A 22344-nucleotide genomic window follows, 5' to 3' on the forward strand; every position below is an offset into this window, starting at 1 on the left:
CAGGGGGTTGATCTCGGAGACGGCGCCGACGAGCGTGGTCTTGCCGACGCCGAAGCCGCCCGCGACGACGATCTTCGCGGAGGTGGTGGCGCGGGAGGGAGCGGCCGCGTTAGAGCTTGCGAAGTCCACTGAGGACCCTTTCGAGCAGCGTGACATCGGGCGTTCCGCCCGACTCGCCCGCGGCGGCGGGCTGGTGGATGGCGACGAGGCCGGCCTCGGCCAGGTCGGCCACGAGGATGCGGGCCACACCGAGCGGGACGCCGGCCAGTGCGGAGATCTCCGCGATGGACTTGACCTCACGGCAGAGGTTCACGATCCGGGCGTGCTCGGGCAGCAGGCCGCCGGTCCGTTCGGCGTTGCCGGTGGTCGAGATCAGGGCCTCGATGGCGAGCTGGTACCGGGGCCGGGTGCGGCCACCGGTCATCGCGTACGGGCGGACCAGCGGCTGCTGCTCGTAGCCGTCGGACTGCTGCCCGCCGTAGCCGCTGCCGTACCCGTTGCCGTATGAGCCGGCGGGTGTCGAGGGCGGGGTCATGGGTCCTCCTTGTGCTGCAGCCTTGGGCAGCCGGTTCCAGCTGGGGCGGTGCCAGCTGAGGCGGGATCAGCTGCCTGAGGGTAGCTGAGGGTGAGACGCCGGGGCCGGTCGGGTCGGACCCGGCGGGGGAGGTGGGACGGTGGACGGATCCCGCTCGGACTCCGGTCAGTGCAGGAGACTGCCCTGGAGTTCCGCGCGGAGTGCGGGGGTGAGGACGGCGCCGGCGCGGTCGACGAGGAGGGCCATCTCGTAGCCGACGAGGCCGATGTCGGAGTCGGGGGAGGCGAGTACGGCGAGGGCGGAGCCGTCGCTGATGGCCATGAGGAAGAGGAAGCCTCGTTCCATCTCGACGACGGTCTGGTTGACCTCGCCTCCTTCGAAGATCCGGCTGGCGCCGGAGGTGAGGGAGGTGAGGCCGGAGGCGACGGCTGCGAGCTGGTCGGCGCGGTCGCGGGGGAAGCCCTCGGACATGCACAGCAGGAGGCCGTCGGCGGAGACCACCACGGTGTGGGACACCCCGGGGGTGTTGTCCACGAAATTGGTGATCAGCCAGTTCAGGTTCTGTGCGGCCTGGCTCATCTGATTCAACTCAACGCTCCTGGTGATCTGCGCCGTTGCCGTCGGTCCGGCCACCGAAACTATCGAATCCGGGCTGCTGGGCACCATGCTGGGAGCCCTGCTGGTTGGCCTGTTCGGCTCCGGCCCGGCGGCCCTGCTGGATGCCGCGGCGCAGGTTGGTCAGCCGGCCGCGGACCTCTTCGGGGGCCCGGGAGACCTGCGGACCGGTCAGCGGCGAGGCCTCGGCGGTGCCGGAGACCAGGTTGGCCTGCGGGGTCCGCCGGGGGAGACCGGACATCGTGACGCCGCTGGTCGAGGGCTCGCGGACCTGCTCGGCGCGGCGCCAGCGCTCGTCGTTCGCGGACGGGCGCCACGGGGCGTCCCCGGTGCCGGGCTGCGGCTGCTGGCCCTGCTGCGGCTGCTGCTGACCCTGCTGCGGAGCCTGGGGCTGCGGGGCCTGGGGGGCCTGAGCCTGCGCGGCCTGCTGCGGAGCCTGGGGCTGCGGGGCCTGGGCCGGCCGGCCCTGTCGGCCCTGCGGGTCGGACGGCTGGAACTCCGGCGCCGAGGTGCCGGGCCGGCGCGGCTGGTACGTCCGCGGCCGCGCCTCCTGCCCGCCCTCCTGCGGGTACCACGGCTGCTCGGCCGCACCCCCGGACGGGCCGGTCGGCAGCGCCATCGGCTCCGGCCGGGCCTGCTCCTGGCGCACCGGCTCGGGCCGGGCCTGCTCCTGACGGACCGGCTCCGGACGCGCCGGGTTCGGCACGCTCGGCAGCACCGGCTCCACCAGACCGAGGCCCAGCGGGTCACGCGGGTCGATCTGACTGGCCTCGAAGCGCGGCCGGGCGAACTGCTGGGTGCTCTCCACCGGTGCAGGCTCGGCCGACGGCAGCGGCTGGGCCTGCTGCTGCTGCGGCAGTTGCGGCTGGCGGTCGCGCTGCGGCGCGTCCGGGCCGGGGCGCTGCGGACGGCGCTGGCCCTGCGGACCGGGCTGGCCCTGCGGGCCGCCCTGACCGGGGCCGCCCTGGCCCTGCGGGGCCGGCCGGCGCTGCGGCAGGCCCTCCTGCGGGCGGTTGCCCGGGCGGGCGCCGCCCTGCTGCTGCGGAGCGCCGCCCGGCCGGCCCGGCCGACCGTGCTGCGGCTGCTCGCCGGTCCGGGGGCCCGGATCGCCGTCGAACTCGCCACCCGGGCGCGGCCGTTCCTGGCCGGGGCGGCCCTGAGCGGGCTGCTGCTGACCCGGGCGCCCCTGGGCGGGCTGCTGCTGGCCGCGGCGGGGCAGGCCGCCGAGGCCGCCCTGCGCCGGGCCCGGCCGGTTCGGGCCGCGCTGCGGCAGGCCGCCCTGCGGCAGGCCGCCCTGCGGGGACTGCTGGGACTGCTGGGACTGCGGGGTCGGCTTCTGGCCCTGGGGCTGCGGGGCCTGCCGGCCCGGTCCCTGGGGCCCCTGGGGCTGCTGGCCCGGGCCCGGCTGGCCCGGCTGGCCGGGGTTCTCGCGCAGCGACTGGCCGACCTGGCGGGTCGGCAGGCCGCCGGCCCGGCCGCCGGGCGCGGCAGGCGCACCCGGTCCGGTCGGAGCACCCGGAGCACCCGGAGCGTTCGGTCCGGTCGGAGCACCGGGGCCGGTCGGGCCGGTCGGAGCGGTCGGGCCGCCCTGGCCGAGCTGCGGGCGGCCGCCCTGCGGGGCACCGCCGGCCGGGCCCTGGCCGAGCGCGGCCGGGCCGCCCTGGCCGGGCGGCACCTGGCGCTGCTGGCGCGGCGTCGGGGCGACTCCGCGCTGCTGCTTGGCCTGGGCCGGGCCGGGCCGGCCGGCGCCGCGGCGGTCGGCGGAGTTGGTGACGTCCACCGGGAGCATGACCAGCGCGGTGGTGCCGCCGGAGTCGCTGGGGCGCAGCTGGATGCGGATGCCGTGTCGCAGGGACAGGCGGCCGACCACGAAGAGGCCCATGCGGCGGGAGACCGAGACGTCCACCGTCGGCGGGTTGGCGAGGCGCTCGTTGATGTCGGCGAGGTCGTCGGGGCTCAGGCCGATGCCGGTGTCGTGGATCTCGACCAGGACGCGGCCGTCGGGCAGTGCGTGGCCGGTGACCCGGACGCGGGTCTGCGGGCTGGAGAACGAGGTGGCGTTCTCCAGCAGCTCGGCGAGCAGGTGGACGAGGTCGTTGACGACGCGGCCGGCGACCTCGGCCGACGGCACGGCGGCGAGTTCGATGCGCTCGTACTGCTCCACCTCGGAGGCGGCGGCGCGGAGCACGTCGACCAGCGGGACGGGCCTGGTCCAGCGGCGGCCCGGGTCCTCACCGGCGAGGACGAGGAGGTTCTCGCCGTTGCGGCGCATGCGGGTCGCGAGGTGGTCCAGCTTGAAGAGGTTGGCCAGCTGGTCCGGGTCGGCCTCGCGGCTCTCCAGTTCGGAGATGAGCGACAGCTGGCGCTGGATGAGGCCCTGGCTGCGGCGCGAGAGGTTGGTGAACATCGCGTTGATGTTGCCGCGCAGGAGGGCCTGCTCGGCGGCGAGGCGGACGGCCTCGCTGTGCACCATGTCGAAGGCGTGCGCCACGTGGCCGATCTCGTCGGTGGAGTCGACGGCCACCGGTTCGACCGTCGTGTCGACGTCGTGCGGGTCGCTCTCGGAGAGGGTCTTGACCAGCTCGGGCAGGCGGCGCTCGGCGACGTCCTCGGCCGCGGCCTGCAGACGGGTCAGCGAGCGCACCATCGAGCGGGCGATCAGACCGGCGCCACCGAGGGCGACGAGCAGCACCAGGGCGATGGCGGCACCGATGATGATGGCCTCGGTGTCGGCCTGGGACTGGAGGTCCTGGGCCTTGCCGTCGAGGTCCTCGATGAGCTTGGACTCGATCCGGCGCTCGGCGGTGATCTTGGCGCTGGCCTTCTCGTACCAGTCCTTGTAGGTCACCGGGTCGGTCTGGTGGATGCCGCTCGGCTGGAGGATCGAGCGCGCGTACCGGTCGGCGTCGGCGATCACCGAGTTGTAGCTGAGCTGGCCGCGCAGGTTGTCCAGGTCGTGCGCGGTGTAGATGTTGTTGAAGCTGGTGAGCGAGTTGTCGTACGAGGTGCGCAGGCGGATGCCGAAGGACTCGTCGCTGGGGCTGAGGTCGGGGCCCTTGGGGTTGGCGAGTGCGGCGCCGATCAGGGCGCGCTGCTGCGAGGTGGCGTTCTTGGCCAGCGAGAACTGCTGCAGCGAGCGGGTCGCGACGAGCAGGTCCTTGTTGTTCGACGCGAGCGCGATGTCCTGGGTGATGGCCAGCAGGTCGCGGATGATCACGTCGTAGGCGGTGATCGTCGACTGGATGTTCTGGTTGTTCTGGTACGGCGTGTTGCGCGCGTCCGAGATCGAGTTCAGGTCCCTGCGGATCTGGAACAGCAGCGCCTTCCCGCCCGAGAGCTCGAGGTTCTCGAACTTGTCCGAGGACGCGGTGAAGGTGCGGCTCAGGTCGTCGGTGGCCCTGCGGGCGGTGGCGATGTCGTCGTCGAGCGGGTCGTTGGGGCGCGCGGTGATGTAGCCGGCGCTGATGTCGCGCTCGGTCTGCAGGGCGTCCGCGAGGTTGGTCGCCTTCTTGGCCAGGTCGGACAGGTTGGCCATCTGGGAGAGCTGCTGCGAGTTCTGCATCGAGGCCTGGATCCGCAGGCCACCGAGGACCAGGGAGACCAGGACGGGCAGGGCGAGCAGGGCGATCAGTCGGGTCCGGATGCGCCAGTTGCGCATCGCGAGCCGGCTCAGACCGGTGGCCCGCCGCCTGGTCAGGGTGGTCCGGAGCTTGTCCCGGGCGGACTTCCGTTCCTGGCCGTCGTCCTCCGGGTGGCCGGGGGCCTCGGGGATCACCGGCTCGGGCGGGCCGCCGGGGGCCGCCGCCTGCTGGGGGGCTGCCACGGGCTCGTGCGACTCCGGGTTACCCGCGGCGCCGCTACCCCTTTTGAAACGTCCCTGCACTGGCGTCGCAACCTCTGGACCGGGCGTCCCGCCGCGTCGCCGCGGACCGGACGGTGTCGAGTTTCCTTCCGCTCCCCGGCTGGTCCGGGTGAGCGCGTCGCCGGGGTGGACTTCTCCCTACCCACGGTCCGTGGCATTCCAGCACAGCCGGGGAATCCCAACAAGGGCCGCCAGGACACGCCGCGCGGCGCTACCGAACGCGTGCGTGACTTCACTGACTGTGCCGTAACAGGACCGGAATACCGCATTTTTCGGACACTCGCCGGATACATGCCAACCCGGCCCGAGATCGAAAAGAGTCGCAGACCTTCCGGAATGACCGTTATCGGAGATATGTCGGAAAATCCCGTTGCGGCGATATGTCGGATATCTGCAATTCGCTCATGAATTTGTGAGCAAAATCACAGTCTAATGTGTAGCTTTGGTCACGGTCCCTGTGGAATGAGATCTCGTAACCTGGCTGTCTCCGGAGCACGGCCCCGATCAGCCTGCCCAGAACCCCTCCGAATCATTCGGAATCACACAGGCCGGTGACGATCCGCCGCGATCCGCCCGGCCGCGACCACGAGGTGCTCTCGATGTCCCAGGCGAAGAAGGCCACCAAGTCCACGCTGCCCTGCCGCTCCACGGCGAACCCGCGCCGGACGACGCTGGCCTCGGTCGCGGACTTCAGCACGATCCCGGGTGCCCGCAAGCCCGAGGACGCCGTCACCTACGGCACCGAGCTGCCGGCCAGCACCGCCAACCCGCGCCGTACCCAGCTGATGGTCGCCCCGGCGCCCGTCGTCGTGCAGGACTGACCCGACCCCCGCTCCGACCGGGCGTCGCGGCCGTGCCACCGAGGGCGGTCGCGGCGCCCTGCGGCGTTCCCGGGCGGTTGCCGGGGCTCGCGGCCCAACCGCGCTGAACAGGGGCAAAGCGGTCAGCCGGGGCCCCACGCGATAGCCTGGACGACGATTGACGGGGCCGCGCCCACCGTGGGCGAGGCGCCCACCAGCGCCCGGGCGCGCCCCGGGCGGTCGACGAAGCGAGGGGTATCCCAGCCGTGCGCATTGCCAGGTTTTCCGTCCGGGAAGGGAGCCCTGCCGCCGGCAGCGTCTCCTTCGGCGTGGTGGAGGGCGACCCTTCCCAGCCCGACTCGCTGGTCGTCCACGCGCTGGCCGGCCACCCGTTCGGCCAGCCCCAGCCGACCGGCGAGAGTTACCGCTTCCAGGACGTCCGGCTGCTCAGCCCGATGCTCCCCAACAAGATCGTGGCGGTCGGCCGCAACTTCGCGGCGCACGCCGCCGAGCTGGGCAACGACGTCCCGGACGTGCCGCTCACCTTCTTCAAGCCGTCCACCTCGGTGATCGGCCCGACCGAGAACATCGCGTACCCGCCGTTCTCCTCGGACGTCCAGCACGAGGCCGAACTCGCCGTGGTGATCGGCCGGATGTGCCGCGAGGTGCCGCTGGACCGGGTGCCCGAGGTGATCCTCGGCTACACCTGCGCCAACGACGTCACCGCCCGGGACGTGCAGAAGCGCGAGGGCCAGTGGGCCCGGGCCAAGGGCTTCGACACCTCCTGCCCGCTGGGCCCGTGGATCGAGACCGACCTGGACCCGGCCGACCTCGCCGTCACCTGCACGGTCAACGGCGAGCTCCGGCAGGCCGGCCGCACCTCCCAGATGGTCCGCTCGGTCGCCGAGCTGATCGTCCACATCTCCGAGGCCATGACGCTGCTGCCCGGCGACGTCATCCTCACCGGCACGCCCGCAGGGGTGGGCCCGCTCAACGTCGGCGACGAGGTCGCCGTCTCCATCGAAGGCATCGGCACTCTCACCAACAAGGTGATCAAGCGTGGCTAGTGAAAAGCTCAGCGGCTCCGCCGCGGGCAACCCGGCCGTCCGGGTTCGTTTCTGTCCGTCCCCGACCGGGAACCCGCACGTGGGCCTGGTCCGCACGGCCCTCTTCAACTGGGCCTACGCCCGCCACAACGGCGGCACGCTGGTCTTCCGGATCGAGGACACCGACTCGGCCCGCGACTCCGAGGAGTCGTACGACCAGCTGCTCGACGCGATGCGCTGGCTCGGCTTCGACTGGGACGAGGGCCCGGAGGTCGGCGGCCCGCACGAGCCGTACCGCCAGTCCCAGCGGATGGACATCTACGCCGACGTCGCCCGCCGCCTGCACGAGGCCGGCCACGCCTACCACTGCTACTGCAGCACCGAGGAGCTGGACGCCCGCCGCGAGGCCGCCCGCGCCGCCGGCAAGCCCTCCGGCTACGACGGCCACTGCCGCGAGCTGACGGACGAGCAGGTCGCCGTCTACAAGCTGGAGAAGCGCGAGCCGATCCTGCGCTTCCGGATGCCCGACCGCACCCTCAGCTTCGACGACCTGGTGCGCGGCACGCTCACCTTCGAGCCGGAGAACGTGCCGGACTACGGCATCGTCCGGGCCAACGGCGCCCCGCTGTACACCCTGGTCAACCCGGTGGACGACGCCCTGATGGGCATCACCCACGTGCTGCGCGGCGAGGACCTGCTCTCCTCCACCCCGCGGCAGATCGCGCTGTACGCCGCGCTCGCCGAGATCGGCGTCGGCGACGGCACCACCCCGCGCTTCGGCCACCTGCCGTACGTGATGGGCGAGGGCAACAAGAAGCTCTCCAAGCGCGACCCGCAGGCCTCGCTCAACCTGTACCGCGAGCGCGGCTTCATCCCCGAGGGCCTGCTCAACTACCTGTCCCTGCTGGGCTGGTCGCTGGCCGACGACCGCGACCTGTTCGGCATCGACGAGATGGTCGCCGCCTTCGACATCGCCAAGGTGAACGCCAACCCGGCCCGCTTCGACCTGAAGAAGTGCGAGGCGATCAACGCCGAGCACGTCCGCAAGCTGGCCCCGGAGGACTTCGTCCGCCGCCTGGTGCCGTACCTCCAGGCCCCCGGGCTGCTGCCGGCCGAGCCGACCGCCGAGCAGCTGGACCTGCTCGCCAGGATCGCGCCGCTCACCCAGGAGCGGATGGTCGTGCTGAGCGAGATCGTGAACATGGCCGGCTTCCTGTTCGTCGACCCGGCCGACTTCGCCGTCGACCCGGACGACGCCGCCAAGGCGCTGACCGCCGACGCCCGCCCGGTGCTGGAGGCCAGCGTCAAGGCGCTGGAGGCGCTCGCGGACTTCAGCCCGGAGCCGATCCAGGCCGCGCTGCGCGAGGCGCTGGTGGACGGGCTGGGCATCAAGCCCAAGTTCGCGTTCACGCCGCTGCGGGTCGCCGTCACCGGCCGCCGGGTCTCGCCGCCGCTGTTCGAGTCGATGGAGCTGCTCGGGCGCCCCGAGACGCTGCGCCGGCTGAACTCCGCCCTGGAGACCCTGCCGGCCGCCTGAGCGGGCCGCTGAGCAGCCTGCGGGCCCGGCCTCGTGCCGGGCCCGCGGCCTGCCCGGACGTCACCGCCAGGTCGCCCGGCCGCTGCCTGGGGTTATCGATTTTGGAGCCGGGGCCGGCGTCGGGTAATGTTCTTTCTGCGCCGCCCGGGAGGGAACGGACGAGGGAGCGAAACCCTCCACCCGGCCCCGAACGAGAGGCGCAACGCCTGAGAAGGCCCCGACAGGGGTTCAACTCTGGTGGGGTATGGTGTAATTGGCAGCACGAGTGATTCTGGTTCATTTAGTCTAGGTTCGAGTCCTGGTACCCCAGCGCAGTACGCAAGCCCAGCAGTACAAGTGAAGAACAAGCCCCCGTTGTGTAGCGGCCTAGCACGCTGCCCTCTCACGGCAGTAGCGCCGGTTCGAATCCGGTCGGGGGTACTGGTCCCGCAAGGGATCACCTGGAAAGCCCCCGTTGTGTAGCGGCCTAGCACGCTGCCCTCTCACGGCAGTAGCGCCGGTTCGAATCCGGTCGGGGGTACTGGTCCCGCAAGGGATCGCCAGGAAGCCCCCGTTGTGTAGCGGCCTAGCACGCTGCCCTCTCACGGCAGTAGCGCCGGTTCGAATCCGGTCGGGGGTACTCCAGAGCATGAAGCCGGTGGGTTATCCCATCGGCGCTTGCTTTGTGTTGGGGTATGGTGTAATTGGCAGCACGAGTGATTCTGGTTCATTTAGTCTAGGTTCGAGTCCTGGTACCCCAGCCAGAAATTGAAGGCCCCGGTTTCCGGGGTCTTTTTTGCATTTCCCGGAGCATTCCGAAGGGCCCCGCGCGGTGGTGCTGCGCGGGGCCCTTTCCGGGTGCGGCGGTCAGCCGCGGCGGAGGGCCTCGGTGAGCCGGTTCGCGGCCTCGATGATGGCCTGGGCGTGCAGGCGGCCCGGGTGGCGGGTCAGCCGCTCGATCGGGCCGGAGACGGAGACGGAGGCCACCACGCGGTTGGAGGGGCCGCGCACGGGAGCGGAGACGGACGCGACGCCCGGCTCGCGCTCGCCGATCGACTGGGCCCAGCCGCGGCGGCGGACGCCGCTGAGCGCGGTGGCGGTGAAGCGGGCGCCCTGGAGGCCGCGGTGCAGCCGCTCGGGCTCCTCCCAGGCCAGCAGGACCTGGGCGGCCGAGCCGGCCTTCATCGGCAGGGTGCTGCCGACCGGGACGGTGTCCCGCAGACCGGAGAGCCGCTCGGCGGCGGCTACGCAGATCCGCATCTCGCCCTGGCGGCGGTAGAGCTGTGCGCTCTCGCCGGTGACGTCGCGCAGGTGGGTCAGAACCGGGCCCGCGGTGGCGAGCAGCCGGTCCTCGCCCGCCGCGGCGGAGAGTTCGGACAGGCGGGGGCCGAGGATGAATCGCCCCTGCATGTCCCTGGTGACCAGGCGGTGGTGTTCGAGTGCGACGGCGAGCCGGTGGGCCGTGGGGCGCGCCAGACCGGTGGCGGCGACCAGCCCCGCCAACGTGGCGGGGCCCGACTCCAGTGCGCTCAGCACCAGAGCGGCCTTGTCGAGAACGCCGACGCCGCTAGAGTTGTCCATGCGCTAAGACTGCAGTCTCATTCCGCGAGACGCAAGTTCAATCTTCCGGGAAAAGCGCCACTCTGGATGCAGCAGCCCGGGAGGCATCCAGGATGCGACCTCACCAGAGTGTCCGCATCGTGGACAGCGATCCGGCGTGCAGGTCGCGAGAACGCGCCCGCCACAGGGCGGCGGGAGCTCCGACCTCGACGACACGAGAAGGCCGGCAACGCGGCCGGCTGGAGGGAATCCGATGGGACGGACACTCGCAGAGAAGGTCTGGGACGACCACGTCGTGCGGCGCGCGGAGGGAGAGCCCGACCTGCTCTTCATCGACCTCCACCTGCTCCACGAGGTGACCAGCCCGCAGGCCTTCGACGGGCTGCGGCTGGCCGGCCGGACGGTCCGCCGCACCGATCTGACGATCGCCACCGAGGACCACAACACCCCCACCGTGGACATCGACAAGCCGATCGCCGACCCGGTGTCCAAGGTGCAGCTGGAGACGCTGCGCCGCAACGCCGCCGAGTTCGGTGTCCGGATCCACTCGCTCGGCGACATCGAGCAGGGCGTCGTGCACGTGGTCGGCCCGCAGCTGGGCCTGACCCAGCCCGGCATGACCGTGGTCTGCGGCGACTCCCACACCTCGACCCACGGCGCCTTCGGCGCACTGGCGTTCGGCATCGGCACCAGCCAGGTCGAGCACGTGCTGGCCACCCAGACGCTGCCGCTGGCGCCGTTCCGGACCATGGCCGTCACGGTCGAGGGCGAGCTGCCCGAGGGCGTCACCGCCAAGGACCTGATCCTGGCCGTGATCGCGAAGATCGGCACCGGCGGCGGCCAGGGATACGTCCTGGAGTACCGCGGTTCGGCGATCCGGGGCCTGTCCATGGAGGCCCGGATGACCATCTGCAACATGTCCATCGAGGCCGGCGCCCGGGCGGGCATGATCGCCCCGGACGAGACCACCTTCGGCTACCTCAAGGGCCGTCCGCACGCCCCGCAGGGCGAGGACTGGGACGCCGCCGTCGCGTACTGGTCGACCCTGGGCACCGACGAGGACGCGGTCTTCGACCACGAGATCTTCGTCGACGCGGCCGCGCTGACCCCGTTCGTCACCTGGGGCACCAACCCCGGCCAGGGCGCCCCGCTGGGCTCCGACGTGCCGGACCCGGCCTCCTTCGCCGACCCGCAGGAGCGCGCGGCCGCCGAGAACGCCCTCGCCTACATGGGCCTGGAGGCCGGCACCCCGCTGCGCGAGGTCACCGTCGACGCCGTCTTCGTCGGCTCCTGCACCAACGGCCGGATCGAGGACCTGCGCGCCGCCGCCGCCGTCGTGGAGGGCCGCCGGATCGCCGACGGCGTACGGATGCTGGTCGTCCCCGGCTCCGTCCGGGTCGCCCTGCAAGCCGTGGAGGAGGGCCTGGACAAGGTGTTCACCGCGGCCGGCGCCGAGTGGCGCCACGCGGGCTGCTCGATGTGCCTGGGCATGAACCCCGACCAGCTCGCCCCCGGGGAGCGCTGCGCCTCCACCTCGAACCGCAACTTCGAGGGCCGGCAGGGCAAGGGTGGCCGGACCCACCTGGTGTCCCCGCAGGTCGCCGCCGCGACCGCCGTCCTGGGCCGTCTGGCCGCACCGTCCGATCTGCCCTCCGACCTGGCGGACACCAACGTGGCTGTGGAGGCCTGAGAACCATGGAGAAGTTCACCACCCACACCGGCCGGGCCGTTCCGCTGCGGCGCTCGAACGTGGACACCGACCAGATCATCCCGGCCCACTGGCTCAAGAAGGTCACCCGTTCCGGTTTCGAGGGCGGCCTTTTCGAGGCCTGGCGCAAGGACGAGTCGTTCATCCTCAACCAGCCCGAGCGGCAGGGCGCCACGGTCCTGGTGGCCGGCCCGGAGTTCGGCACCGGCTCCTCCCGCGAGCACGCCGTCTGGGCGCTGCAGAACTACGGCTTCCACGCGGTCATCTCGTCGCGCTTCGCGGACATCTTCCGTGGGAATTCCCTGAAGAACGGACTGCTGACGGTCGTCCTGCCGCAAGAGACCGTGGAACAGCTCTGGGCGCTCACCGAGAGTAACCCTTCGGCCGAGATCACCGTTGATCTGGAAGCCCGCGAAGTCCGGGCCGAGGGCGTCACCGCGTCTTTCGAACTGGACGACAACGTCCGGTGGCGGCTGCTCAACGGGCTGGACGACATCAGCATCACCCTGCGGAACGAGGCCGACATCGCGGCCTTCGAAGCGACCCGTCCGACCTTCAAGCCCCGTACTCTGCCGGTTGCCTGAGATCCCCTCAGAACAAGCATTCTGGCGATCCACCGGATGGCCCGCCTCCCCTTCGGGGGGGCGGGCCATCCGCCGTTCCGGAGCACGAGTTAGCGCCGCGGCCCACCCCGGATTGCCCATTTGGCTTTGCCGGAGAGGGCCCCGCGCAAGTACAACTGCGGGTAGATGGCACAATCAGTACATGCACCGGCACCATGAACCTCCGTACGCGGGCGGCGAACCCGCGGCTCCGGAGTCCGTGGGCCGGGGATCCGAACGCCGAATTGACGATCGGCCGGACGTCGCCTCCGCACCAGCTGAGGGGCCGGACGACCAGGAAGTCGCAGCGCTCTACGCGCTTGTGGCCGAGCGGTTGAAGCAAGCTCACGCCCGCGTGCATGCGCTGAACGTGTCTGCCGATGCAAAGACCGCTCTCTCCCGTCAACTCCTCATCGTCACCGAGACCGCCAAGCGCGATCTTCCGGAGGCGGCAAGGCGGTTGAGTCGCTTTGTACATGACCTCGACGAGGGGCGCCCGCCCGTCGCCTGAGGTCGCCGACGCGCAAATCCATTGCGACACTAGGGTGATTCGCGCGTTTGGTAATTGAAAGTCCGCAGATACATACCTAACGTGCGAAAAGAACGGATGGAATCATCCGGCGCCCGTTTCCGAAGGGGAAGACGTGAACAAGGCTCAGCTTGTCGAAGCGGTGGCCGAGCAGCTGGGCGGTCGCAAGGCTGCCGCAGAGGCCGTCGACGCAGTGCTCGACACCATGGTCCGTGCCGTTGTGGCCGGTGACCGGGTTTCGGTCACTGGTTTCGGCACCTTCGAGAAGGTGGAGCGCTCCGCGCGCTTCGCCCGCAACCCGCAGACCGGCGAGAAGGTCAAGGTCAAGAAGACCTCGGTGCCCCGCTTCCGTCCCGGCCAGGGCTTCAAGGACCTGGTCAGCGGCAGCAAGAAGCTGCCGAAGGAAGGCCCCTCGGTGAAGAAGGCCCCCAAGGGCTCCCTCACCCCGGGCAAGAGCGGCGTCGCCGCCACCCCGGCCGCCAAGCGCGCCGCCACCAAGCGTGCCGCCACGGCCGCCGCCGCCGCTCCGGCCAAGAAGGCCGCCGCCAAGAAGACGGCGACCACGGCCGCGGCCAAGAAGGCGACCACCACCGCCGCCGCGAAGAAGGCGACCGCCACCAAGAAGGCGACCACCACCGCCGCCGCGAAGAAGACCACCGCGACCGCGACCAAGAAGACGGCCGCCGCCGCCAAGAAGGCGACCACCACCGCCGCCGCCAAGAAGACCACCGCGACCGCCAAGAAGGCGACCGCGACGGCCAAGAAGACGGCTCCGGCGAAGAAGACCGCCACCCGCAAGACCACCGCGCGCAAGACCTCTGCCAAGTAGTCCCGCGCAGCGGTCCTCGGACGGCCTTCGGCAGAGAGCCGCGGCACCCCCCTCCGTGAATTGCGGAGACCGGGTCGCCGCGGCTCTTTCGATTTCCGGGCGCTTAGTCAGGATTCTGCGACCGACGGTGACCAGGCACGGAACGCGGCGGCGGGCGTGCCGGACGGCGGAGGAGGACCAGCGGGGGGACGGTCAGCGGAGGACGGTCAGCCCGCGGCCGGGTCGGGGAAGGTCTGCAGCGTCACGAAGACCACCCGGCGGGCCTCGCCGGCGCCCTCGGTGCGGATCCGCACCCGCTGGCCCGGTCGCAGCAGCCGCAGACCGCCGGCGTCGAAGGCGGCCGCGTCGAACGGCACCGGGGTCCCGTCGTCGAGCAGCACGGAGCCGGCCCGGGTGGCGGGGTCGAAGGTGAACGCGGTGGCCTGCATGGCAGCAGCATAGCGAGCGGCCCCGGCCGACCGGGCGGCGTCCCGCCGGGCGCCGGTCAGGCCCGCGCCAGCCGGGCGAACAGGACGCTGGTGTACGGGCCGAGGCCGAGCGCCGCGGCCTCGCCGAGGTCCGCGCCGGTGTCGACGTCCCGGCGCACCGACTCCACGTCCGCCAGGCGAAGTTCGAGTGCTCCGCCGGCCGCGTGCCGGGCCCGCGAGCCGTCCCCGAAGGCGGGCGAGAGCGGGCGGCCGGGGGTACAGGCGAGCAGCGTGGTGCCGAGGCCGGGGGAGTCCGGCAGGAAGGCCCGGCCGTCCGGCGGCACCGCGCCCAGCACCCGGGCCAGTTCGACCGGGCGCAGGGCCGGCAGGTCCGCCGAGAGGGCGGCCAGCGGCGAGCGCGGGGCGAGCGCCAGGGCGGCCGCCGTGCCGTGCACCAGCGCCTCGTTGAGGCCCTCGCCGGGTTCGTCGGCGACCACCACCGCGCCCAGTGCCGCCAGCCGGGCGCCGGCCGCCGCGTCCCGGGTGACCACCAGGACCCGGGCGACGCCCGGGGTGGCCAGTGCGGCGGTGGCGGTGTCGAGCGCGAAGGACAGCGCGAGGTCCGCCCGGTGCGGCCCGGCGTACGGGGCCAGTCGGCTCTTCGCGAGGGCGAGCGGCTTGAGCGGCAGCACCAGCGACCAGTCGGTGGCGGGTGCGGGGGGCGCGACGGGCCCGTTGGGGCGTACGGTGTCCTGGGTCATCGGCGTCATTGTGACGCCGGTCCCGGAGCCCTCGCCAGGCCGTCCGATCTGTGCGGACGTGCGTTTGATCACGCCTGCCGGGCGGGTTGGCGCGGTCGCTCGACAGCCGGTGAGCAGCCGGGCGAGACTGTTCCGCGCCCGTCACCCGGGCACCGGTCCCGTACCGGTGCGCGGCACCGGGAGGTTATGACCGCGGCACCCCACGTGCCGCTTCGGATGAGGAGGACCTGGGGTGGCCCGCCGCTCGTACGCCAAGTTCGGCAACGCCGACTACGGCATCTGGTACCGCTTCGCGGCCGTGCTGGTGAAGCCGGTGACGACCGCGCTGGTGAAGCCCGACTGGCGGGGCTGGGAGCACCTTCCGAAGGAAGGCGGCTTCATCGCCGCGGTGAACCACAATTCGATCATCGACCCGGTGATCTACGCGCACTGGCAGTACAACAGCGGCCGTCCGCCGCGCATTCTCGGCAAGTCCTCGCTGTTCTCGATTCCCTTCATCGGATTCATGCTGCGCAAGACCGGCCAGATTCCGGTGTTCCGCGAGTCCACCGATGCCGCGCAGGCTTTCCGGGCCGCTATCGACGCCGTCAACGGCGGCCAGTGCGTGCAGTTCTACCCGGAGGGCACGCTCACCCGGGACCCGGACCTGTGGCCGATGACCGGCAAGAGCGGCGTCGCCCGGGTCGCGCTGATGACCGGCGCGCCGGTCATCCCGGTCGCACACTGGGGAGCGCACGAGATCATCCCGCCGTACGGCCGTCCGGGCTTCGGGAAGGGCAAGTTCAACCTCTTCCCGCGCCACCGGGTCACCGTGGCGGCGGGGCCCGCGGTGGACCTGAGCAAGTACCGGGGCCAGGAGCTCACCGCCCAGGTGCTCAACGACGCCACCGAGGACATCATGACGGCGATCACCGCCGTGCTGGCCGACGTCCGCGGCGAGGAGCCGCCGGCCGAGCGCTACGACATGCGCAAGGCCGCCCGGAACCGCGCCGCCGCGGCCGCCGCCGAACGCCGGCGCGCCAAGGGCGGCAACGACGACGAGGAGGGCGGCCGGTGACCCGCTGCGCAGTGATGGGGACGGGCTCCTGGGGCACCGCCTTCGCGATGGTGCTGGCCGACGCGGGCAGCGACGTCGTCCTGTGGGCCCGCCGCCAGGAACTCGTCGACGCCATCAACACCACGCACGAGAACCCGGACTACCTGCCGGGCGTGCCGCTGCCGGGCTCCGTCCGGGCCACCACCGACGCCGCCGAGGCGCTGGCCGGCGCCGACTTCGCCGTCCTGGTGGTGCCCTCGCAGACGCTGCGCGACAACCTGGCCGCCTGGACGCCGCTGATCGAGCCGCAGACCGTGCTGGTGAGCCTGATGAAGGGCATCGAACTCGGCACGGCCAAGCGGATGAGCGAGGTGATCGACGAGGTCACCAAGGTCGGCCCGGAGCGCGTCGCGGTGGTCAGCGGGCCCAACCTGGCCCGGGAGATCGCCAACCGGCAGCCCGCCGCCAGCGTCGTCGCCTGCGCGGACGAGGCGGTCGCCAAGCGGCTCCAGGCGGCCTGCCACACGCCGTACTTCCGCCCGTACACCAACACCGACGTGCTGGGCTGCGAGCTCGGCGGAGCGGTCAAGAACGTGATCGGCCTGGCGGTCGGCATGGCGGCCGGCATGGGGCTCGGCGACAACACCAAGGCGACGCTGATCACCCGCGGGCTGGCCGAGACCACCCGGCTCGGCGAGGTGCTCGGCGCCGACCCGCACACCTTCGCCGGGCTCGCCGGGATGGGCGACCTGGTCGCCACCTGCTCCTCGCCGCTGTCGCGCAACAACACCTTCGGCATGAACCTGGGCCGGGGCATGTCGCTCGCGGAGACCATCGCGGCGACCCGGCAGACCGCGGAGGGCGTCAAGTCCTGCGAGTCGGTGCTCGACCTGGCCCGGCGCAACGGCGTCGACATGCCGATCGTCGAGGCGGTGGTGGACGTCGTGCACAACGGGCGGCCCACCCAGGAGGCGCTCCAGGCCCTGATGTCCCGTTCGGCGAAGGCCGAGCGGCGCTGAGCGGTGCCGAGCGGCGCTGACGGCGAGGCGGTGGTCGGGGGCGGTGGTCGGGGGCGGCTGACGCCCCGGAAACCGTTCGCACGGTAGTCTCAAACCCGATATGAGCATCGAACAGTCCTCCCCGAACCCGTCCGCTGCGAAGCCGCGCGTCGCGCTGGTCTTCGGCGGACGCAGCTCCGAGCACGGCGTCTCGGTGGTCACCGCCGGCAGCGTGCTCAAGGCGATCGACCGCGAGAAGTACGAGGTGCTCCCGATCGGGATCACCCCCGAGGGCCGCTGGGCACTGGTCAGCGACGAGCCCGCCCGGATGGCCATCACCGACGGCCGGATGCCGGACGTCCCGGGCGTCGCCGAGTCCGTGGACGGGCAGGTCGCGCTGCCGATCGCCCCGGGCGACCGGGAGGTCGTCCTGAGCGAGCCGGGAAGCACCCCCAAGGCCCTCGGCGAGGTCGACGTGGTGTTCCCGCTGCTGCACGGCCCCTGGGGAGAGGACGGCACCCTGCAAGGCCTGCTGGAGCTGTCCGGCGTGCCCTACGTCGGCAACGGCGTGCTGTCCAGCGCGGTCGGCATGGACAAGGAGTTCACCAAGCGGATCCTGGCCTCGCACGGCCTGGGCGTCGGCCGGTACACCATCGTGCGGCCGCGCGACTGGGAGAGCGAGGCCGGCCGCGCCGCGGTGCGCGAGCGGGCCGCCGAACTCGGCCTGCCGCTGTTCGTGAAGCCCTGCCGGGCCGGCTCCAGCATGGGCATCACCAAGGTCAAGGACCTCGCCGACCTCGACGCCGCGATCGAGGAGGCCCGCCGGCACGACCCCAAGCTGATCATCGAGGCCGGCGTGAGCGGCCGCGAGATCGAGTGCGGCGTGCTGGAGACCGAGGACGGCCCGAAGGCCAGCCTCCCGGCCGAGGTGCTGGTCGGCGACGGCTTCGACTTCTACGACTTCGAGGCCAAGTACATCGACTCGTCCGAGGTGCAGATCCCGGCGAAGCTCGACGACGAGCAGACCGCCGAGATCCGCCGCCAGGCGGTGGCCGCGTTCGACGCGCTCGGCTGCGAGGGCCTGGCCCGGGTGGACTTCTTCCTGCTGGAGGACGGCACCTGGATGGTCAACGAGATCAACACCATGCCCGGCTTCACCCCGATCTCGGCCTACCCGAAGATGTGGGAGGCCACCGGGCTGTCCTACCCGGAGCTGATCGACCGGCTGCTCCAGGCGGCGCTGCGCCGCTCGACCGGCCTGCGGTAGCCGCGCGCGAACGACGGAGGGCGGGCCGGGAAGCTCCCGGCCCGCCCTCCTCGGCGCGTTCGCGGGCTCAGCCCGGGACGGTGGCCTTCACCGCGCCGGTGAGGGCGGCGGCCGGGTCGAAGGGGTTGGCCGCGGCACCGGCCGGGACGGTCACCTCGACGTAGGCGGCGCGCATGGTCGTCACGAAGCGGTAGCCGCCGTCGGTGAGCTTCTGCGACCACCAGGTGACGTCGTCCACGGTCGGCGACCAGTCCTTGGCGTGCTCGCCGTCCAGTTCCTCCGGACGGTCGATGCCGCAACGCAGCACCGTGCGGGGCGAGCTGGCCCACGCGGCCACGTACGGCGAGGCGGGCGACGGGTCCTTGCGGGCGTGGCCGAGCAGCTCCTGCGGCAGGGCCGCGGCCAGCGCGCGGCAGTACTCGGCCGCCTTGCCGCCCGGCCGGGGGGCCGCCACCGATTCGTCGGCGGAGCCCCAACTGCCGAGCAGCACGACGACCGTGCAGGTCAGGGCGAGCGGCAGGGCCAGCCAGCGGACGGGCGCCGGCAGTGCCGTCAGCGCCCGGGGGATTCGGAGTTCTCTGGCCACCCGCCGATGGTAGCCGGGTCTTACAGGTGCACCACCGGACAGGTGAGGGTGCGGGTGATGCCCTCGACCTGCTGGACCTTGGCCACCACCAGGCGCCCCAGGTCGTCCACGGTGTCGGCCTCGGCCCGGACGATGACGTCGTACGGGCCGGTGACGTCCTCGGCCTGGAGGACGCCGGGAATCTCGGAGATCGACTGGGCCACGGCGGTGGCCTTGCCGACCTCGGTCTGGATCAGGATGTATGCCTGTACCACGGGGACCTCCGGCGGCCGGTTACGGGGATCGCCGCCGTGATCGCCCGGACGGTCGTCGGGGTGGGAACGGGCTCACCGGCAGTCTGATCACCACGCTACCGCGCGGTGGGCCGGGGAGGGGAGACCCCGACACCCCGGAAGGGCGTACGCTGCGCGCGGGGGCGCGACGGGGACGAGTTCAGATGGACATGCGAGAGGACGGCAGATGCAGGGGACCGTGGGCGAGCTCGGCGAGTTCGGTCTCATCAGGGAGCTGACCGCCCGGGTGCCGCTCACCGACGCGGTGGACCTCGGCCCCGGTGACGACGCCGCGGTGGTGAAGGCCCCGGACGGCCGGGTGGTGGCCACCACGGACGTCCTGATCGAGAACCGGCACTTCCGCCGGGACTGGTCCACCGCCTACGACGTGGGCCGCAAGGCCGCCGCCCAGAACCTCGCCGACGTGGCCGCCATGGGAGCGGTGCCCACCGCGATACTGCTCGGCCTGGTCGCCCCCGCCGACCTGCCCACCACCTGGGCCACCGAGCTGATGGACGGGCTGCGCGACGAGTGCCAGGTGGCCGGGGCGACGGTGGTCGGCGGCGACGTGGTGCGCGGCGACACCGTCACGCTGGCCATCACGGCGCTCGGGGACCTCCAGGGGCGCGCGCCGGTGACGCGCGCCGGCGCGCAGGTCGGCGACGTGGTCGCGGTGACCGGCTGGCTCGGCTGGTCGGCCGCCGGACTCACCGTGCTGCAACGCGGCTTCCGCTCCCCGCGCGCCTTCGTCGAGGCGCACCGCCGGCCCGAGCCGCCGTACCACGCGGGCCCGGGCGGCGCAGAGTTGGGCGCGACCTCGATGATCGACGTGAGCGACGGACTGGTCGCCGACCTCGGCCACGTGGCCCGGGCCAGCGCGGTGGACATCGACCTGAAGGCCGCCGACTTCGACGTCCCGGCGCAGATGGCCGACATCGGACAGGCGGTCGGGGTGGACCCGCTGGTCTGGGTGCTGTCCGGCGGCGAGGACCACGCGATCGTGGCGACCTTCCCGCGCGGGGTCCAACTCCCGGCCCGCTGGCGGGTGGTGGGCGAGGTGACCGGCCGACCCCGGGGCAGCCGCAGCGGCCGGGTGACGGTGGACGGCGCGCCCTGGGACCGGGTCGGCGGCTGGGACCACTTCGCCGAGTGACGGGCGGCCGCGCCGATTGTCGTACGGCACACGGCGGGTGACGCCCGGACACCGGCGCGCGGCGGGCGGCGCGTGACCCCCGGACTCGCGGCGCACGGGCTTCGCGGGTCCGTTTTGCGTAGGCTGGCGACAACCGAGCCCGCCCGCCGTCTGGTGTGGGTGGTCTGAACCACTGCGAGCGGGAGCGCACCCAGTCATGCGTATCGGTGTACTGACCAGCGGCGGCGACTGCCCCGGCCTCAACGCGGTGATCCGCTCCGTCGTGCACCGGGGCACGGACGTGCACGGCGACGAGATCGTCGGCATCCTGGACGGCTTCCTCGGCCTGATCGAAGGCCGCACCCGGCCGGTCTCGCACGACGACGTCACCGGCCTGCTCACCCTCGGCGGCACCGTCCTGGGCTCCGCCCGGGTGCAGCGCGAGCGGATCTCCTGGGCGGTGGAGAACGCGAGGACGCTGGCCCGGGACATCGGCATCGACGCGCTCATCGCGATCGGCGGCGAGGGCACGCTGACCGCCGCCAGGCTGTTCAGCGACGCCGGACTGCCGGTCGTCGGGGTGCCCAAGACCATCGACAACGACATCAACGCCACCGACGCCACCTTCGGCTTCGACACCGCGGTGCACGTCGCGACCGAGGCGATCGACCGGCTCAAGACCACCGCGGAATCCCACCAGCGCGTCATGGTCGTCGAGTTGATGGGCCGTCACACCGGATGGATCACCCTCACCGCGGGCATGGCCGGCGGCGCGCACGGCATCCTCATCCCGGAGAAGCCCTTCGACATCGAGGCGGTGGCCCGGATGGTCGACGACCGCTTCGACCGCGGCAAGAAGTTCGCCATCATCGCCGTCGCGGAGGGCGCCGCCCCGATGCCCGGCACCATGCGCTTCGACCACGGCGAGGTCGACCAGTACGGCCACCGGACCTTCGGCGGGATCGGCAACCGGCTCGCCCACGAACTGGAGAACCTGCTCGGCAAGGAGGCCCGCCCGGTCATCCTCGGGCACACCCAGCGCGGCGGCACCCCGACCGCCCGGGACCGCGTGCTCGCCACCCGCTTCGGCTGGCACGCCGTCGAGGCCGTCCACCAGGGCGCGTTCGGCCACTTCACCGCGCTGCGCCGGACCGGGATCGAGCTGGTGCCGATCGCCGACGCGGTGACCAGGCTGAAGACGGTGCCGGAGGACCGCTGGGTGGAGTCCGAGGCCGTGCTCTGAGGCCGTGCTCTGGCAGGGTGCCGCGCTCCGAGCGCGCGCAGGTAGGTTGACCTCATGGCCCACCCGTCTCCCGCCCCCGCCCCTGGCCGACGCGCTGCGCGCGGCCCCGCCACCGCCCCTCCCCGCGTGCTCACCGTCGCCGGCTCCGACTCCGGTGGTGGCGCCGGCATCCAGGCCGACCTCAAGGCGATGCTCGCCCTCGGCGTCCACGGCATGAGCGTGATCACCGCCGTCACCGCGCAGAACTCGCTCGGCGTCCAGGGCTACTGGGAGCTGCCCGCCGAGGCCGTCCGGGCGCAGTTCCGCAGCGTGGTCGACGACATCGGGGTGCAGGCCGTGAAGACCGGCATGCTCGCCTCGATCGAACTGGTCGAGACCGTCTCCGAACTGCTGGCCGGGGTGGACGCCCCGGTGGTCGTCGACCCGGTCGGCGTCTCCAAGCACGGGGACGCCCTGCTGGCCGCCGAGGCCGTCGCCACCGTCCGCGAGCGGCTGCTGCCGGTCGCCACCCTGGCCACCCCCAACCTGCACGAAGTGACCCAGCTCACCGGCCGGACGGTCGAGGGCGAGGGGCAGATGCTGGACGCCGCCAAGGCGTTGCTCGACCTCGGGCCGCGCTGGGCGCTGGTCAAGGGCGGCCACCTGGAGGGTGAGGCCGCGGACCTGCTCTACGGCGGGCCCGGCGAGGTGCACTGGTACCGGGCGCCGCGCTACGACAACCGGCACACCCACGGCACCGGTTGCACCCTGGCCAGCGCGATCGCGGCCGGGCTGGCCAAGGGCGAGTCGCTGCCGGAGGCGGTCGGCTCGGCCAAGGCCTACATCACCGGCGCGATCGCCGGCGGCTTCGCGCTCGGTGCCGGGATCGGCCCGGTCGACCACGCCTGGCGCTGGCGCTGACCCGGCCGGGGGGGGGGGGGCCCGGGGCCCCCCCCCCCCCCCCCGGGGGGGGGGGGGCGCGGGGGGGGGGGGGGCGGCGGCGGGGGGGGGGGGGGGCCCCCCCGGGGGGCGAACGAGTATACGGAAGGGGGTTGGCACCG

21 protein-coding genes, 5 tRNA genes and 1 pseudogene are annotated in these 22344 nt (G+C 72.5%); 18 read left to right on the plus strand and 9 right to left on the minus strand.

Annotated elements, in window-relative coordinates:
• From AB0O19_RS37325 to AB0O19_RS37340, 4 genes and pseudogenes are all read right to left on the minus strand, one after another.
• Nucleotides 1-129 (minus strand): annotated as a pseudogene (locus AB0O19_RS37325) (ATP-binding protein); the annotation flags it as partial.
• Nucleotides 110-535, minus strand: coding sequence for a DUF742 domain-containing protein (locus tag AB0O19_RS37330; protein ID WP_063347718.1), 426 nt, complete (start codon nucleotides 533-535; stop codon nucleotides 110-112). The gene AB0O19_RS37330 and the pseudogene AB0O19_RS37325, both read right to left, overlap by 20 nt.
• Nucleotides 536-700: 165 nt before the next feature.
• On the minus strand, nucleotides 701-1114 hold the full coding sequence (locus AB0O19_RS37335) for a roadblock/LC7 domain-containing protein (RefSeq protein WP_097236138.1): 414 nt from the start codon (nucleotides 1112-1114) through the stop codon (nucleotides 701-703).
• Nucleotides 1115-1124: 10 nt separating this feature from the next.
• Nucleotides 1125-4973, minus strand: a complete 3849-nt coding sequence (locus AB0O19_RS37340) for a nitrate- and nitrite sensing domain-containing protein (RefSeq protein WP_363626122.1) — start codon at nucleotides 4971-4973, stop codon at nucleotides 1125-1127.
• A 590-nt stretch (nucleotides 4974-5563) separates the two neighbouring features.
• Here AB0O19_RS37340 and AB0O19_RS37345 point away from each other — a divergent pair.
• From AB0O19_RS37345 to AB0O19_RS37380, 8 genes are all read left to right on the plus strand, one after another.
• A complete protein-coding gene (locus AB0O19_RS37345) occupies nucleotides 5564-5833 on the plus strand; it encodes a hypothetical protein (RefSeq protein ID WP_363585713.1) in 270 nt (89 codons plus the stop codon).
• Between the two features lie 245 nt (nucleotides 5834-6078).
• Nucleotides 6079-6879 carry a fumarylacetoacetate hydrolase family protein gene (locus AB0O19_RS37350; RefSeq protein ID WP_063347716.1) on the plus strand — a complete coding sequence of 267 codons (801 nt, stop codon included), beginning with the start codon at nucleotides 6079-6081 and terminating at the stop codon, nucleotides 6877-6879.
• Entirely contained in the window at nucleotides 6872-8395 is a 1524-nt protein-coding gene (gene gltX, locus AB0O19_RS37355) for a glutamate--tRNA ligase (protein ID WP_363626124.1), read from the plus strand. The genes AB0O19_RS37350 and gltX overlap by 8 nt, the downstream gene beginning before the upstream one ends.
• 238 nt (nucleotides 8396-8633) lie before the next feature.
• A tRNA-Gln gene (locus AB0O19_RS37360) sits at nucleotides 8634-8705 on the plus strand.
• A 37-nt stretch (nucleotides 8706-8742) separates the two neighbouring features.
• Nucleotides 8743-8815 (plus strand) — tRNA-Glu (locus AB0O19_RS37365).
• A 27-nt stretch (nucleotides 8816-8842) separates the two neighbouring features.
• Nucleotides 8843-8915, plus strand: a tRNA-Glu gene (locus AB0O19_RS37370).
• A gap of 26 nt (nucleotides 8916-8941) precedes the next feature.
• Nucleotides 8942-9014 (plus strand) — tRNA-Glu (locus AB0O19_RS37375).
• Between the two features lie 49 nt (nucleotides 9015-9063).
• A tRNA-Gln gene (locus AB0O19_RS37380) sits at nucleotides 9064-9138 on the plus strand.
• A gap of 103 nt (nucleotides 9139-9241) precedes the next feature.
• Here AB0O19_RS37380 and AB0O19_RS37385 read toward each other — a convergent pair.
• Nucleotides 9242-9955: an IclR family transcriptional regulator gene (locus AB0O19_RS37385; protein WP_063347714.1), complete on the minus strand. Its 714-nt coding sequence runs from the start codon at nucleotides 9953-9955 to the stop codon at nucleotides 9242-9244.
• Nucleotides 9956-10187: 232 nt separating this feature from the next.
• On the opposite strand from AB0O19_RS37385, the gene leuC reads away from it, so the two are divergent.
• From leuC to AB0O19_RS37405, 4 genes are all read left to right on the plus strand, one after another.
• A complete protein-coding gene (leuC, locus tag AB0O19_RS37390) occupies nucleotides 10188-11624 on the plus strand; it encodes a 3-isopropylmalate dehydratase large subunit (protein WP_363585715.1) in 1437 nt (478 codons plus the stop codon).
• Between the two features lie 5 nt (nucleotides 11625-11629).
• Nucleotides 11630-12226, plus strand: a complete 597-nt coding sequence (leuD, locus tag AB0O19_RS37395) for a 3-isopropylmalate dehydratase small subunit (protein WP_363585716.1) — start codon at nucleotides 11630-11632, stop codon at nucleotides 12224-12226.
• Between the two features lie 340 nt (nucleotides 12227-12566).
• On the plus strand, nucleotides 12567-12755 hold the full coding sequence (locus tag AB0O19_RS37400; RefSeq protein ID WP_079135607.1) for a hypothetical protein: 189 nt from the start codon (nucleotides 12567-12569) through the stop codon (nucleotides 12753-12755).
• Between the two features lie 133 nt (nucleotides 12756-12888).
• Nucleotides 12889-13602 (plus strand): HU family DNA-binding protein, encoded by a 714-nt coding sequence (locus AB0O19_RS37405; protein ID WP_350882962.1) that lies wholly within the window; start codon nucleotides 12889-12891, stop codon nucleotides 13600-13602.
• A 206-nt stretch (nucleotides 13603-13808) separates the two neighbouring features.
• Here AB0O19_RS37405 and AB0O19_RS37410 read toward each other — a convergent pair whose 3' ends face one another.
• Together AB0O19_RS37410 and cofC are read right to left on the minus strand one after the other, a co-directional pair.
• On the minus strand, nucleotides 13809-14030 hold the full coding sequence (locus AB0O19_RS37410; protein ID WP_063347710.1) for a hypothetical protein: 222 nt from the start codon (nucleotides 14028-14030) through the stop codon (nucleotides 13809-13811).
• A gap of 56 nt (nucleotides 14031-14086) precedes the next feature.
• Nucleotides 14087-14770, minus strand: a complete 684-nt coding sequence (gene cofC / locus AB0O19_RS37415) for a 2-phospho-L-lactate guanylyltransferase (RefSeq protein WP_363585717.1) — start codon at nucleotides 14768-14770, stop codon at nucleotides 14087-14089.
• Between the two features lie 232 nt (nucleotides 14771-15002).
• Between cofC and AB0O19_RS37420 the strand changes: the two genes are divergently transcribed.
• From AB0O19_RS37420 to AB0O19_RS37430, 3 genes are all read left to right on the plus strand, one after another.
• Nucleotides 15003-15827: a lysophospholipid acyltransferase family protein gene (locus tag AB0O19_RS37420; protein ID WP_350882958.1), complete on the plus strand. Its 825-nt coding sequence runs from the start codon at nucleotides 15003-15005 to the stop codon at nucleotides 15825-15827.
• Nucleotides 15828-15841: 14 nt separating this feature from the next.
• On the plus strand, nucleotides 15842-16825 hold the full coding sequence (locus AB0O19_RS37425) for an NAD(P)H-dependent glycerol-3-phosphate dehydrogenase (RefSeq protein ID WP_079135606.1): 984 nt from the start codon (nucleotides 15842-15844) through the stop codon (nucleotides 16823-16825).
• 100 nt (nucleotides 16826-16925) lie between these two features.
• Nucleotides 16926-18071 carry a D-alanine--D-alanine ligase family protein gene (locus tag AB0O19_RS37430; RefSeq protein WP_350882957.1) on the plus strand — a complete coding sequence of 382 codons (1146 nt, stop codon included), beginning with the start codon at nucleotides 16926-16928 and terminating at the stop codon, nucleotides 18069-18071.
• A gap of 67 nt (nucleotides 18072-18138) precedes the next feature.
• On the opposite strand, the gene AB0O19_RS37435 is transcribed toward AB0O19_RS37430, so the two are convergent.
• Both AB0O19_RS37435 and AB0O19_RS37440 read right to left on the minus strand, forming a co-directional pair.
• Complete coding sequence (locus AB0O19_RS37435; protein WP_363375955.1) at nucleotides 18139-18657, minus strand: DUF3515 domain-containing protein; 519 nt, start codon at nucleotides 18655-18657, stop codon at nucleotides 18139-18141.
• Between the two features lie 20 nt (nucleotides 18658-18677).
• On the minus strand, nucleotides 18678-18911 hold the full coding sequence (locus AB0O19_RS37440; RefSeq protein WP_363375953.1) for an Lrp/AsnC ligand binding domain-containing protein: 234 nt from the start codon (nucleotides 18909-18911) through the stop codon (nucleotides 18678-18680).
• A gap of 205 nt (nucleotides 18912-19116) precedes the next feature.
• On the opposite strand from AB0O19_RS37440, the gene AB0O19_RS37445 reads away from it, so the two are divergent.
• The 3 genes from AB0O19_RS37445 to thiD all read left to right on the plus strand — a co-directional run bounded on the left by AB0O19_RS37445 (nucleotide 19117) and on the right by thiD (nucleotide 22204).
• Complete coding sequence (locus tag AB0O19_RS37445) at nucleotides 19117-20082, plus strand: thiamine-phosphate kinase (protein ID WP_363585718.1); 966 nt, start codon at nucleotides 19117-19119, stop codon at nucleotides 20080-20082.
• 196 nt (nucleotides 20083-20278) lie between these two features.
• Nucleotides 20279-21304: an ATP-dependent 6-phosphofructokinase gene (locus AB0O19_RS37450; protein ID WP_363626126.1), complete on the plus strand. Its 1026-nt coding sequence runs from the start codon at nucleotides 20279-20281 to the stop codon at nucleotides 21302-21304.
• A gap of 54 nt (nucleotides 21305-21358) precedes the next feature.
• Entirely contained in the window at nucleotides 21359-22204 is an 846-nt protein-coding gene (gene thiD, locus AB0O19_RS37455; protein WP_363626128.1) for a bifunctional hydroxymethylpyrimidine kinase/phosphomethylpyrimidine kinase, read from the plus strand.
• The last annotated feature ends 140 nt before the right edge of the window (nucleotides 22205-22344 follow it).

The sequence above is a fragment of the Kitasatospora sp. NPDC091276 genome (assembly GCF_040684355.1).
In the GTDB taxonomy this organism is placed as follows: Bacteria; Actinomycetota; Actinomycetes; order Streptomycetales; family Streptomycetaceae; genus Kitasatospora.

What these genes read in the sequence shown, in the direction of transcription:
- AB0O19_RS37330 (WP_063347718.1), bottom strand. Translation starts at nt 535, where the DNA reads ATGACCCCGCCCTCGACACCCGCCGGCTCATACGGCAACGGGTACGGC.
- AB0O19_RS37335 (WP_097236138.1), bottom strand. Translation starts at nt 1,114, where the DNA reads ATGAGCCAGGCCGCACAGAACCTGAACTGGCTGATCACCAATTTCGTG.
- AB0O19_RS37385 (WP_063347714.1), bottom strand. Translation starts at nt 9,955, where the DNA reads ATGGACAACTCTAGCGGCGTCGGCGTTCTCGACAAGGCCGCTCTGGTG.
- leuC (WP_363585715.1), top strand. Translation starts at nt 10,188, where the DNA reads ATGGGACGGACACTCGCAGAGAAGGTCTGGGACGACCACGTCGTGCGG.
- leuD (WP_363585716.1), top strand. Translation starts at nt 11,630, where the DNA reads ATGGAGAAGTTCACCACCCACACCGGCCGGGCCGTTCCGCTGCGGCGC.
- AB0O19_RS37410 (WP_063347710.1), bottom strand. Translation starts at nt 14,030, where the DNA reads ATGCAGGCCACCGCGTTCACCTTCGACCCCGCCACCCGGGCCGGCTCC.
- cofC (WP_363585717.1), bottom strand. Translation starts at nt 14,770, where the DNA reads ATGACCCAGGACACCGTACGCCCCAACGGGCCCGTCGCGCCCCCCGCA.
- AB0O19_RS37425 (WP_079135606.1), top strand. Translation starts at nt 15,842, where the DNA reads ATGGGGACGGGCTCCTGGGGCACCGCCTTCGCGATGGTGCTGGCCGAC.
- AB0O19_RS37430 (WP_350882957.1), top strand. Translation starts at nt 16,926, where the DNA reads ATGAGCATCGAACAGTCCTCCCCGAACCCGTCCGCTGCGAAGCCGCGC.
- AB0O19_RS37445 (WP_363585718.1), top strand. Translation starts at nt 19,117, where the DNA reads ATGCAGGGGACCGTGGGCGAGCTCGGCGAGTTCGGTCTCATCAGGGAG.
- AB0O19_RS37450 (WP_363626126.1), top strand. Translation starts at nt 20,279, where the DNA reads ATGCGTATCGGTGTACTGACCAGCGGCGGCGACTGCCCCGGCCTCAAC.
- thiD (WP_363626128.1), top strand. Translation starts at nt 21,359, where the DNA reads ATGGCCCACCCGTCTCCCGCCCCCGCCCCTGGCCGACGCGCTGCGCGC.